Raw genomic sequence first — 12,783 nt, 5'->3', positions numbered from 1 at the left:
TTGCAAAGGCAAACAACTGTGTCACAGCGCCTTACCCGTTTGGCGATCCCGCCAGACGATACACATGGCACGCGCGTAGGGCGCATGGTCCGGCTTTGTCGAAAGGCGTGAAAGACAGCGGCAATGCGCAAAGCGCACAGGCATGCCGCCGAGCCAGCATCGGACAGCCACGAGGCTTTCGCTGCCGCCCGGTACAAATGTCAACAATTGTGAACGCTGAGTCGGAGCCGGCTCAGTAGGTTTCGTCCGCGGGATCGATCATCAGGTGAAGCTGCATGGCAAGCCTGGCCAGCACCGGCTCATCCGCGCTGCGGATCATCCATCCCGCGTAGGCGTCAGCCTGCGTGTCCCAGCACCACAGCGTAAAGCCAGCCGCTTGCAACGAGACCTGCGCGATCGCCATCAAGCCGGGCACATCCTTGCCCGCGAGGAAGGCTGCCGCGAGCGGCTCGGGCACGCCCCAGTCCACGCGCAGGCCGACCCGGTCGCACAACGCTTGCACACCGCGCACCACGGCGGCCGTGTCTTTCCATTCCACGTAGAAGCCCGCGGCGCCGATGGCTTCGGTCAGCGGCCATAGCAGCATATGGCCCTCGCAGCCGGTATCGGTGCGCGCAAGCGCATGCTGGAACGCGGTCCAGTATTTGTCAGCGGCATCCTGGTCGTGCAGAGAAATCAGCAGGATCAGCTCGCGCACGGCGTCCTGCGTTTCACTCGGGAGCACAGTGGTCATAGGCTTCTGGCAGGTTGGGAACACAGGGAACGGAAGGGGTTCGATGCTGGCAGGCCACAGCGTGATGCCGCGAGCCGGCGCGGTGGTTGACTCGGATGCCGGAACCTTGTGCGAGCATCCGAGTGGCCGAACGTCTGGCGGTGCTTTGCCCGACGCCGGGAAAATGGCAGCCCCCTATTCTGACAAAGGTTGGTGCGTGGCGCTACTACGCATACGCATGGAAGGGGCATCCCTAACGCGCGGATCGCCTCACCGGACCAGCGCAGTACAAGTTGCCTTACGGCACGAAAAACGCAAAGTTTAGGACGTGTCCTATCTGACGGAAAAAGCCGGAAGAAAAAGATTGCCAAGCGCGCGCCGCCTTTGTTACCCTTCGCCCCGTTATCGCTTCGGAGTCATCTCCATGGACAGTTGTTCTAGTTGGCCTTACGGCCAAACCTTGAACGGCTAGGCAAGTCCAGGCGTCTTACCGCCACTGCCTAGCCGATACCGGCGGGTAGTGGTCCGTTGCACGGGTTCTCCGTGCGACCCCCTCCCAGTTCGTTGTAAATGCCTGCGGCTATCCCGCCGCGAGAATGCGTTCGTCCGCAGTTTCGCGATGCGTTATCCGCCGCTGCCTGCGCGCGCCCTCGAGCGTTAGCGCCAGGAGGCCCCATGCCGTCCCTCTTCATCGCACAACATGCCTTGCTGGCGCTGCAGATCCTGCGCTGCCACGCCGGCGGGCCAGGCAGTGCCGCCGTCCTCCTGCTCACGCTGGCCCTGCCCCCCGCGCGCCGTGCCGCAGCGCGTCATGACGCCACGCGCCGGCCCCGGCCGGGCTGACGCGCGCGCCGCTGTCACGCTCACCGCATCCGGCGAAGGCGGCACGCCCGCCTTTGCCGCTCCTCGCCTCAATCCAGCATCGCTGCCCGGCACGCCGGGGCTTTTGGGAATCCGCACCGATGAACCTGATGAAAACGCTCTTTGTCGCCTTCCTGCGCACGCGCCGGGCGACCCACCACTTCCGCCGGCTGGCGATGTTCGAGTCGCTGGGCAAGCCAGGGCCGTCGCGCGCGGTGCCGGAGCAGTTGGCGCAATCGCTAAAGCGCGCCGCGCGCGAAGACGTGCCGGCCGTGCTGGTACGCATGCACTCCCACGAGGACGGGCTGACCAGCGCCGAGATGGAGGAAAAGCTCAAGCAGTTCGGCCCGAACGAGGTCGACCATGAGAAGCCGCTGCCGGCGTGGCTGCACCTGTGGCATTCGTACAGCAACCCCTTCAATCTGTTGCTGACACTGCTGGCGGCGATTTCCTATTTCACCGAGGACATGAAGGCAACGATCGTCATCGGCACCATGGTGACGCTGTCCACGCTGCTGCGCTTCGTGCAGGAGCGGCGCTCCAACCAGGCCGCGGAGAGCCTCAAGGCCATGGTCAGCACCACCGCCACGGTGATCCGGCGGGACCTTTCGGCCGGCGTTGCCGCCTTCAGCGCAGAGTACTTCAACGTGCACGTGCATTCCCGCCCGCCGCACAAGATCGAAGTGCCTATCCGCAAGCTGGTGCCGGGCGACCTGGTCGCACTCTCGGCTGGCGACATGATTCCCGCCGACTGCCGCATCATCGCGGCCAAGGACCTGTTCATCAGCCAGGCGGCCATGACGGGCGAATCGCTGCCCGTGGAAAAATTCGCCGAGCTGCGCGATCGCCACGACAGCCCGCTGGAGCTCTCCAACATCGCCTTCATGGGCACCAATGTGGTCTCGGGCGCTGCCACCGCCGTGGTGCTGGCCACCGGCAACCACACCTACTTCGGCACGCTGGCCGAGCGCGTCACCAGCACCGACCGCTCGGCCACGGCCTTCCAGGCGGGTGTCAACCAGGTGAGCTGGCTGCTGATCCGCTTCGCGCTGGTGATGGCGCCGCTGGTGCTGCTGGTCAACGGCTTCACCAAGGGCGACTGGACGCAGGCCTTCCTCTTTGCCTTGTCCGTCGCGGTAGGGCTCACGCCCGAGATGCTGCCGATGATCGTGACCTCCACGCTGGCCAAGGGCGCGGTGATGTTGTCGCGCCGCAAGGTCATCGTCAAGCGGCTCGACGCGATCCAGAATTTCGGCGCCATGGACGTGCTGTGCACCGACAAGACAGGCACGCTGACGCAGGACAAGATCGTGCTGGAGCGCCACACCGATGTGCTGGGCCGCATCAGCACCGACGTGCTCAAGCACGCTTACCTGAACAGCTACTACCAGACCGGCCTGAAGAACCTGCTCGACCGCGCGGTGCTCGATCACGTGGAGCTGCAAAGCGAGCTCAAGCTGACGCAGCATTACAGCAAGGTCGATGAGATCCCGTTCGATTTCGAGCGGCGCCGCATGTCGGTGGTGGTGGCCGAGCGCGAGGATCACAACGCGCTGATCTGCAAAGGCGCGGTGGAGGAAATGCTGGGCATCTGCACGCGCGTGCAGATCGATGGCGCGGCGCAAGCGCTGGACGCCGACATGCTGGCGCGCGTGCGCCAGGTGACGCACGACCTCAACGAGGAAGGCCTGCGCGTGGTCGCGGTGGCCATGAAGGAAACGCCCACCACGCAAACGCAGTACGGCGTGGCCGACGAATGCGAGCTGACGCTGGTCGGGTACATCGCTTTTCTCGATCCGCCCAAGGATTCCACGCTGCCCGCGCTCAAGGCGCTGGCCGAGCACGGCGTCACGGTGAAAGTGCTGACCGGCGACAACGAACTGGTCACCGCCAAGATCTGCCGCGAAGTCGGGTTGTCCGTCACGCGCGTGCTGCTGGGGCCGGACATCGAGAAGATGGACGCCCCGACGCTGGCCCGTGCCGTGGAAGATCACAACGTATTCGCACGCCTGTCGCCGCTGCACAAGGAGCAACTGGTGCTGGCGCTGCGCGCCAACGACCACGTGGTTGGCTTCATGGGCGACGGCATCAACGATGCACCCGCGCTGCGCGCGGCCGATATCGGCATCTCGGTAGACAGCGCGGTAGATATCGCCAAGGAAGCCGCCGACCTCATCCTGCTGGAAAAAAGCCTGATGGTGCTGGAAGAAGGCGTGATCGAAGGGCGGCGCACCTTCAGCAACATGCTGAAGTACATCCGCATGACGGCCAGCTCCAACTTCGGCAACGTGTTCTCGGTGCTGGTGGCCAGCGCCTTCCTGCCCTTCCTGCCGATGTTGCCGCTGCAACTGCTGGTGCAGAACCTGCTGTACGACGTCTCGCAGATCGCGATTCCGTTTGATCGCGTGGACAAGGAACTGGTGGCGCGGCCGCTGCGCTGGAACCCGGGCGACATCGGCCGCTTCATGGTGGTCTTCGGCCCGATCAGCTCGATCTTCGACATCACGACCTATGTGGTGATGTGGTACGTGTTCGCCGCCAACAACGTGGAGGCGCAGGCGCTGTTCCAGTCCGGCTGGTTCGTGGTCGGGCTGCTCACGCAAACGCTGATCGTGCACATGATCCGCACGCCCAAGCTGCCGTTCATCCAGAGCCGCGCGGCGTGGCCGCTGACGTTGGCCACGGTGGCCATCATGGCCGTGGGCATCTGGCTGCCAATGGGCCCGCTGGCGGCGTACTTCAAGCTGGAAGCATTGCCGCCGGGCTATTTTCCCTGGATGATCGGCATCGTGCTGGGCTACGCGCTGCTGGTGACGGCGGTCAAGCGGTTCTATATCCGACGCTTTGGCTGGCAATAAGCTTTGGGCGGCGCCTATCGCGATGCTTGCGCGAGAGGCGCCGCCCATGACATCGGCGTGACACCTGGCCGGCGTAAAAAGACGCGAGCGGTTCCATAACAATAACTTTCAAGCCCGGGAAAACCATCATGTCCCTCCAAGCCTTTCAGAACATCAACCTTGACTCGCTGCTCGACACCGCCGTCAGCCTGAGCACCGCCTTCATCCTCGGCGCGGTAATCGGCTACGAGCGGCAGATCCGCCAGCGCACGGCCGGCCTGCGCACCAATGTGCTGGTGGCGGTAGGCGCTGCCATCTTCGTCGACATGGCCAACCGCATGGCAGGGCACGACGGCGCGGTGCGCGTGGTGGCCTATGTGGTCTCGGGCATCGGCTTTCTCGGTGCCGGCGTGATCATGCGGGAAGAAGGCAATGTGCGGGGGTTGAATACCGCGGCCACGCTATGGGGCTCGGCGGCGATCGGCGCCAGTGCGGGAGCGGACCTGATTCTCGAGGCCGGGCTGGGCTGCCTGTTTGTGCTGGCGGCCAATACCCTGTTGCGGCCGGTGGTGAATCGCATCAACCAGCAGCCGATGGATACGACCGCGGTGGAGGTGACCAACACGGTCTATGTGATTGCGCCGCGCTCCGCGCAGAAGCTGGCGTTGCGCTTGCTTGAAGATAAGCTGGAAGCGGGGAACTACCCGACCCGGGACCTGGAGGTACATGCGTTCGGGGATAGCGATGTCGAGATTGAAGCGGTGCTCACGTCAACTTCCGTCGATGGGGATGTGCTGGATCGGTTGATGGCGGAGCTGGCGGAGTCGGAGCATATTCATCAGGCGTTTTGGAGTCCTAGTACGACGGATTGAATTTGGTTGGCTTGTGCTTGTGGTCTATTTGGGGCGGCGCTGTTTATTTCATCGGCGTTGGTTTTTGCACCCAAGGTGCCATACGACATCCCCCTGCGGGGGCTGCCGGTCACTCTTCTTTGCGTCGGCAAAGAAGACTAACGAGAAGAAAGCCGACCCTGCCGGGAGCAGAGCAATCAGGCTGTTTTTGCCTCGGTGGTTGCGTCGTACGGCCCGGAGTGTTGGCTGGCCTTTGCCATACCGGCTTGGAGGTCATCGCTACGGCATGACCCTATGGTCACGTGGTGGTGCCCCTGATCGCTTTGCTCGATGCGCGTTCGGGCATCTGCCGTTCGCGGTGCGCAGCACCACGATCCTGCCTGCCTTGGTGGTTTCGTGGTTTTGTCTCTGACGGCGGGCGCCCGGCCATTTGATGCCCTGCCGTACCGGCGCAGCCGACTCCTTGCTTTCAACTCCCTGGTTTCGTGGTGGGCACCGTGGCCCGTCCGCGAGGGCCGTGCTCACACTCACGACGCTCGTCCTCCGAGACAAAACCACGAAACCAGCCACACTCGAAACGGCGCAGCACGTTGCACCGCGAACGGCAGATGTGGGAACGGGCACCGCACACGAGGTCAGGGGCTGCACGGCGTAACCCATGGGTCATGCAGAAATGATGTCCTTGGGACCGGTAGGATCCGCCAGCCAACACTCCGGGCCGTACGACGCGACCACCGCCCCACATAAGCCTGATTGCTCTGCCCCCGGCAGGGCGGCTTTCTTTTCGTTAGTTTTCTTTGCCGGTCAAAGAAAAGTGACCGGCAGCCCCCGCAGGGGGATGTCGTATGGCTTTTGGGTCCAAAAACCAACGCCGCTCAAACAAACAGCGACCACCCCCGCAAGGGCGATGTCGTATGTATGGCACCTTGGCTGCAAAAGCCAACGCCGCAACAAATCCCCCAAACCCCACCCCTTGACATCCCCCTCCCCCTATCCTCCCACCTAAATTCCCTAAGTAAGACTAACGTTCCATTCTACAGAACGAAAAGAGCCATCCGCCGGTGCCGTGCACCACCCCGATCCGGAGACACAACACAATGAAACGCTTCCCCATCCGCGCCCTGCTGCTGCTCGCAGTCCCCGCCCTGCTCGCCGCAGGCGCCATCCCCGCTGCGGCGGACACCTATCCGAGCCAGCCGGTGCGCCTGGTGGTCCCCTTCCCGCCGGCCGGCGGCACCGACGTCATGGCGCGCCTGGTGTTCAACAAGGTGGGCATGACCACCCACTGGAACGTGGTGGTGGAAAACCGCGCCGGCGCGGGCGGCAATATCGGCATGGACGCGGTGGCCAAGGCCCGCCCCGATGGCTACACGCTCGGCATGGGCCAGACCGCCAACCTGGCGATCAATCCCACCCTGTACCCCAGGATGCCCTACGACGCGGTCAAGGACTTCACCCCGGTGGCGCTGGTTTCCGCGCAGCCGCTGGTGCTGATCGTGCGCAAGGACGCGCCGTACAAAAACCTGGCCGACCTGATCGCCGCCGGCAAAGCCCGGCAGCTCTCGATGGCGTCGGCCGGCACGGGCACCGTGGGCCACCTGACGGGCGAGATGTTCGCGCGCCGCACGGGCATCAAGATGCTGCATGTGCCCTACAAGGGCGCCTCGCCGGCGCTGACCGACCTGCTGGGCGGCCAGACCGACTTTTACTTCGCCACGCCGCCGATCGCGCTGCCGATGATCAAGGCCGGCAAGCTGCGCGCACTCGGCGTGACCTCGGCCAAGCGCCTGCCGCTGCTGGCCGACGTGCCGACCGTGATCGAAGGCGGCTATGCCGGCTTCCAGGCGGAGGACTGGAAGGCGCTGGTGGCGCCGGCGGGCACGCCGGCGGAGATCGTCAAGCGCGTCAACGAAGAGATCAACAAGGCCATCGCCCAGCCCGATACCCTCGCCAAGATGCGTGAGGAAGGCAGCGAGCCGCGCGGCGGCTCCCCGCAAGACCTGGCCGCGTTCATCAAAGCTGAAAACACCCGCTGGGGCACCCTCGTGCGCCAGTCCGGCGCCAAGGTAGAGTAACGCCTTCGCCGCTCGCCGCGGCCGGCTTCGCCACTGCGAAGCACCGCGGCACCGACACCTCAACGCCTCGCCATGCAAAAACCGCTACGCCATATCCGCGTCCTCGACCTCACCAACGTGCTGGCCGGACCCTTCTGCTGCCACCAGCTCGCCCATATGGGCGCCGAGGTCATCAAGGTGGAAACCCCGGGCACCGGCGACCTGGCCCGCCAGCTGGGCGCCGATGCCGAGCTCAACAGCCGGCTCATGGGCGTGTCCTTCCTGGCGCAGAACCCGGGGAAACGCTCCATCACCATCAACCTCAAGCACGCGAGCGGCAAGGAAGTCTTCCGCAAGCTGGTGCAGAGCGCCGACGTCCTGGTGGAGAACTTCCGCCCCGGCGTGATGGACCGCCTGGGGCTGGGCTTCGCGGCGCTCAAGCAGATCCATCCCAAGCTGATCTATTGCGCCATTTCCGGCTTCGGGCAGGACGGCCCGCTGTCGGACCTGCCGGCGTACGACCAGATCATCCAGGGAATGTCCGGGGTGATGAGCATCACCGGCGACCCGCAGACCGCGCCTTACCGCGTGGGCTACCCGGTCTCCGACACCATCGGCGGCATCACCGCGGCCTTTGCCGTGGCCGCCGCGCTGGCGGATCACCGGCGCACCGAGGGTTACTTCATCGACGTGTCGATGCTGGAAGCCACGCTGGCCACCATGGGCTGGGTGGTGTCCAACTACCTGATCGCAGGCAAGACCCCGGCGCCGATGGGCAATGAGAACATGACGGCCAGCCCGTCCGGCGCCTTCCACACCGGCGAGGGCCTGATCAATATTGCTGCCAACAAGCAGGAGCAGTTCGAAGCGGTCTGCCGCGTGGTGGGCCGCCCGGAACTTGCCACCGACGCGCGTTTCTCGCAGCGCCAGGCGCGGCTGGCCAACCGCGCCGAACTCACGCGCGAGCTGGAGGCAGAGCTGTCGAAGAAATCCGCCGATGCGTGGTGGAAACTGTTCAACGAGGCGGGCGTGCCGGCCGGCCCGGTCTATAGCGTGCCGCAAACGCTGGATCACCCGCAGGTAAGCGGGCGCGGCATGATCGGTGAGTTTGCCGAGGTGCCCGGCGTGGGCCGCGACATCCGGCTTGTGCGCACGGGCTTCAAGCTCAATGGCGAGGCCCCGTCGGTCGACACCCCGCCGCCGGAGCTCGGCCAGCACACCCGTGAGATCCTCGCCCAGCTTGGCTACGGCGAGGCGGATATCGAAACCCTGCAAAAGGAGCGCGCGGTATGAGTGAACCTGCCAAGCCAAACACCGGCACCCATGACATCAACGAAGGCCAGCGCCTCTCCCAGGACTGGTGGCGCACCGAGATCATCGACATGCAGCCCGGCGAGATCCGCTACCGCGGCTATCCCATCGAGCAACTGATCGGCCAGGTATCGTTCGCGCAGATGATCTGGCTGATGCTGCGCGGCGACCTGCCGGCGCGCGGGCAAGGCGAGTTGCTGGACGCCGCGCTGATGTCGGCGGTGGACCACGGCCCGCAAGCGCCGAGCATCGCCATCGCCCGCATGGCCGCCACCTGTGGCGTGGGCCTGAACAATGCGATGGCGTCCGCCGTCAACGTGCTGGGCGACGTGCACGGCGGCGCCGGCGAGCAGGCCGTGGAGCTGTACCAGGATGTGGCACGCCGTATCGACGGCGGCGCAACCCAGGAAGCCGCGGTCAAGGCCGCCCTGGCGGATTACCGCGACAACCACGGCAAGTTCGTGTCCGGATTCGGCCACCGCTTTCATCCGCTGGACCCGCGCGCCCCGCGCCTGCTGGCGCTGGTGGACCAGGCCGCGGCCGATGGCGTGGTCTCGGGCCGCTTCGCCACGATTGCACGCGCGGTGGAGGCCGAACTGGGCGCGGGCCGCAGCAAGCCGATTCCCATGAATATCGACGGTGCCACGGCCGTGATCTACGCGGAACTGGGCTTCCCGGCGCCGCTGGCGCGCGGGCTGTTCTGCCTGTCGCGCTCGGTCGGGATCCTGGCGCATGCCTGGGAGCAAACGCAGCAAGGCGGCCGCAACAAGGGCCCGATCCCGCGCCAGTACATCTGGACTTACGACGGCCACCCGCCCCGGGACGTGCCGACGGCGCAGGACTGATCCAGGCGAGAGAAAGCGCTAACGGCCAGGCACGTGGGCGGAGTCGCCCACGTCGCCGGGCACCGGGCGCGTGGAAGGCGCCATCCAGGACGCCAGCGCATAGCGGTCCCGGCCAAACTCCTTGGCCGCATAGAGCGCCCGGTCGGCCGCCGCGAACAAGGCGCGCCACAACCCTTCCACCCCCGCCGCCCCGCCCCGCAGCTCGGCCACGCCGATGCTGACGCTGGCAAACGCCGCCGACTCGCCGGGCAGCGCAATGCCGCGCACCTTTTTCAGGATCCGGTTGGCCAGCGCGGTGGCCTGGCCTTCGTCGGTATGCGGGCAGAGGATGCAGAATTCCTCGCCGCCGTAGCGCCCGGCCACATCGGAGGCACGCCGCGAGTTGTCGATGGCCTCGGCGATCAGCTTGAGCACGGTGTCGCCGGCATGGTGGCCATGCCGGTCGTTGACCTGCTTGAAATGGTCGATATCGATCACCAGGCAGGACAAGGGCTGGCCGTGGCGCTCCCAGGCGGCCACCAGGCTGATGGCTGACTTGTCGAGCGCGCCTCGGTTGAGCAGGCGCGTCAGCGCGTCGAGCCTGGCACCGTTTTCATTGGTAGCAATGACCTGCTCCATGGCCATGACCGTAAATCCGAACAGGGCCAGCAAGGTGCCCACCAGCGGCGCCACCAGCAAGATCCCGTTGGCACTGCTGGCATAGAACGGCCCCGAGGCCACGTTGCCTGCCAGCCCGGCGGCAAAGCCGGCCAGGTGCGTGGCCAGGTGAATCAGGCTGGCAATCACCACCAGGGGCGTGCCCACGCTGCGCCGGCCATCGTAGGCGTGCAGCAGGGTAACGACCGTCAGCACGGCCACCAGGGCCAGGCTGCCGTAGCCGATCACATGCATGCGCGCCGGGCCGCCAGCCATGCCGGCTGCGCCAGCCAGCGCCAGCGCGGCCACCGTCACGCCCACCGCGAGCGTGCGATCCCACGACGCCATGCCGTAGTACACCCGCACGCCGCGGTAGATCAGCAGCCTGCCGGCGATAAAGGCGGCCGCCCCGCCCGCGCTGACATAGACCTGCCTGGCCGAAGCGTTGGCCGCCAGCACCAGCCCGGCGGCCGACAACAGCAGATGCCCGAGCGCCCACAGGCGCCCGGCCGCGCTAGGCCGCAAGGCGCTGAGCAGGCCCGCCGAAATGGCCAGCGTGCTGGCATACACCACCACCATGACGACGACAATCGTTTGCTGGTCTAACTGCACGGAATTCCTTTGAAGATACCGTGTTGCCGGTGACGTTGACGGGAGGCTTCAGAGGCAGGCCCGGTTGGTTGGTCAACTTCGCAAAGGCGCATGATATCGCCACGGACGCCGACAGGGCCACCCCCGACAAGCCGGGCATCGGCCTGGATGCCGGGCACGGCACAAGATGCAAGGAGCAAGCGCCACGCCGAATCGGCTTTGCACCGATATGGGGCAGATCAGGCGGGAAACGGGAACGTCCCCCCCAGCGCCAGGGTCAGGTCGCGGGCCGCCCGCAGGACGTGCGGGCGGAAAGCCTCGTCAAAGCGCGGCGTCGGGCAGGTCAGGGTCAGCGCGCCCTTGAGCTCGCCGTCCGGGCCAAACACCGGCGACGATACGCCGGCAATCTCCGGCAGACGATCCCCGACCATCGCCGCGACGCCCTCTTCCCGTATTTTCTGGTAAAGCTCGCCCCGCGCCCCGCTGAACGCACGCAGCACGCGGCCACCGGCGCCGCGGTTGCGCGGCAGCAGCTCGCCCGCCTTGGCATGGTCGCGCACCGGCTGGGGCGAGTCGATGCGATACAGGCACAGGCGGTGCTCCCCCTGTTCGACGTGGTAAGCGGCGCTTTCGCGCGTGGCCTGCACCAGTTGGCGCAGCACCGGCATGACGATCAGCTCGAGCGAGAACGAAGCCGAATACACCGAGTTCAGCCGCGCCACTTCCGGGCCCAGCCCGTAGCGGCCATCGGTATGGCGCAGGATCAGCCTGGCGTGCTCCAGCGACGCCAGCAGGCGCAGCAGCGTGCTTTTGTAGAGCCCGGTGCGCTGGGCCAGCTCCACCAGGCTCAGCGTGGTGTCGCCCAGGCGGAACGCGGAAAGCACGAACAAGGCCCGGTCTACAGCTACGGCACCGCCTTCGGCGGCATGCTTGTCGGCTTCGGAGAGCTGGGCGGCTTTACGTGGCATGAAGGAAACAGGGCAGGAAAGGTCAGGAAAGCAGAAAAAGCGGAGCGGCGGCGTGGCACGGGGCCGGCATCCCGCCGGCCGGGGAAAGCCAGCAGCATAGCCGCACAGAATTCCACGGTACAGAACGGTACCAGCCTTGTCAATCGGTGCCGGGAGCGGGTGCAGAGGGACGCCCCGCTGGCCAGATGCCCTGCGGCGAAGCGACACGGGGCCCGCGCGAAGCGAGCGGCCAAGCCATCCGGTGGCAGCGCCTGTCGCGCATTCACACTGGGCGCCGTCCTGCGTCAATGATGATGGCCGCCACCATGGAACCCGCCCTGGAAGCCGCCGCGCGGCGCGCCGACAAACGACCCGCGCGAGCCGCCATGGAAGCCGCCGCCCGGGCGGGGCAGGAACACACGGCGCATGCTGTGCGCGTGATGAAAGCGGTCGACAAAGATAAAGCTCGCGCCAAAGCCGACGCCAACCGGCGTCCAGTACCAAGGGTCGTAGTAGTAAGCTGGCTGGCCATACGCCACCGCGCCGCCCGAGCTATCCACCATCTGCCAGGAGCCATCCGGCTGCAGGCAGGCCAGCCCCACCACCTGCTGCAGGTAGCCGTCAAGCTCCACCTGCCCCGCCATCGGCTGGCAAGGCGACGAATCGCCATTCCATGCGTCCGCGGCTACCACCTGCGCCGCCACGGGCGCGCTCAGGCCGAGGCCGGCAAGTAACGCCGCCACGGCACCCAGAGCCTTGCTCATGATGTCATCCCAGGATCGAATGCCCGACGTTGCGATGCGCCGGGACATTGCCCGAACCGCATCCTGCAGCACATCGGTTTGCCTGCCGGCCCGCTGGCACGCTTGCGCGGCGCGCGTTCCTGCATTTGGTAAACGCGTGGCGCCCCGGTTTTATTCCGCAAAGCGGATGTTTTGCCCCCGCTCCCACGCTGCGCGCTGCATGGCCCACATCTTGGCCCGGCGCCGTGCGGCACGCGATACTTCGAGACGTTTCTTGCTTTGTCATGCAAGTGATCTAGAGTGGTGTGGTGCACCATTTCGCCCGGCTGTGGCGGTGCTGGAAAGGCCACAGCGTGCAACGACACGATGGAGTGATCGCGCAATGGCTGGAGTGA

At 66.0% G+C, this 12,783-nt stretch carries 10 protein-coding genes; 6 read left to right on the top strand and 4 right to left on the bottom strand.

The features are described 5' to 3' along the window. Positions 1-232: 232 nt before the first annotated feature. Complete coding sequence (locus F7R26_RS25975; protein ID WP_241754726.1) at positions 233-733, bottom strand: DUF6630 family protein; 501 nt, start codon at positions 731-733, stop codon at positions 233-235. A 654-nt stretch (positions 734-1,387) separates the two neighbouring features. Between F7R26_RS25975 and F7R26_RS25970 the strand changes: the two genes are divergently transcribed. The 6 genes from F7R26_RS25970 to F7R26_RS25945 all read left to right on the top strand — a co-directional run bounded on the left by F7R26_RS25970 (position 1,388) and on the right by F7R26_RS25945 (position 9,471). Next, entirely contained in the window at positions 1,388-1,555 is a 168-nt protein-coding gene (locus F7R26_RS25970; protein WP_170301916.1) for a hypothetical protein, read from the top strand. A 119-nt stretch (positions 1,556-1,674) separates the two neighbouring features. Beyond that, complete coding sequence (mgtA, locus tag F7R26_RS25965; protein ID WP_150987255.1) at positions 1,675-4,431, top strand: magnesium-translocating P-type ATPase; 2,757 nt, start codon at positions 1,675-1,677, stop codon at positions 4,429-4,431. A gap of 128 nt (positions 4,432-4,559) precedes the next feature. Continuing rightward, positions 4,560-5,282, top strand: coding sequence for an MgtC/SapB family protein (locus F7R26_RS25960; RefSeq protein WP_150987253.1), 723 nt, complete (start codon positions 4,560-4,562; stop codon positions 5,280-5,282). A gap of 1,076 nt (positions 5,283-6,358) precedes the next feature. Beyond that, the gene (locus F7R26_RS25955; RefSeq protein WP_150987251.1) at positions 6,359-7,336 is read left to right on the top strand and encodes a Bug family tripartite tricarboxylate transporter substrate binding protein; all 978 of its coding nucleotides are present in this window, start codon (positions 6,359-6,361) and stop codon (positions 7,334-7,336) included. A 72-nt stretch (positions 7,337-7,408) separates the two neighbouring features. Next, positions 7,409-8,608 (top strand): CaiB/BaiF CoA transferase family protein, encoded by a 1,200-nt coding sequence (locus tag F7R26_RS25950; protein WP_150987249.1) that lies wholly within the window; start codon positions 7,409-7,411, stop codon positions 8,606-8,608. Further along, the gene (locus F7R26_RS25945) at positions 8,605-9,471 is read left to right on the top strand and encodes a citryl-CoA lyase (protein WP_150987247.1); all 867 of its coding nucleotides are present in this window, start codon (positions 8,605-8,607) and stop codon (positions 9,469-9,471) included. Before F7R26_RS25950 ends, F7R26_RS25945 begins: the two co-directional genes overlap by 4 nt. Positions 9,472-9,489: 18 nt before the next feature. Here the strand turns inward: F7R26_RS25945 and F7R26_RS25940 are convergent, their stop codons facing one another. From F7R26_RS25940 to F7R26_RS25930, 3 genes are all read right to left on the bottom strand, one after another. Beyond that, the gene (locus tag F7R26_RS25940; RefSeq protein WP_170301915.1) at positions 9,490-10,719 is read right to left on the bottom strand and encodes a GGDEF domain-containing protein; all 1,230 of its coding nucleotides are present in this window, start codon (positions 10,717-10,719) and stop codon (positions 9,490-9,492) included. Positions 10,720-10,937: 218 nt separating this feature from the next. Beyond that, positions 10,938-11,666, bottom strand: coding sequence for an IclR family transcriptional regulator (locus tag F7R26_RS25935; protein WP_150987245.1), 729 nt, complete (start codon positions 11,664-11,666; stop codon positions 10,938-10,940). Between the two features lie 284 nt (positions 11,667-11,950). Further along, a complete protein-coding gene (locus tag F7R26_RS25930) occupies positions 11,951-12,409 on the bottom strand; it encodes a hypothetical protein (RefSeq protein WP_150987243.1) in 459 nt (152 codons plus the stop codon). Positions 12,410-12,783 lie beyond the last annotated feature (374 nt).

It is taken from the genome of Cupriavidus basilensis (assembly GCF_008801925.2).
Lineage (GTDB): Bacteria > Pseudomonadota > Gammaproteobacteria > Burkholderiales > Burkholderiaceae > Cupriavidus > Cupriavidus basilensis.
This window is presented reverse-complemented; position numbering and strand designations above follow the sequence as displayed.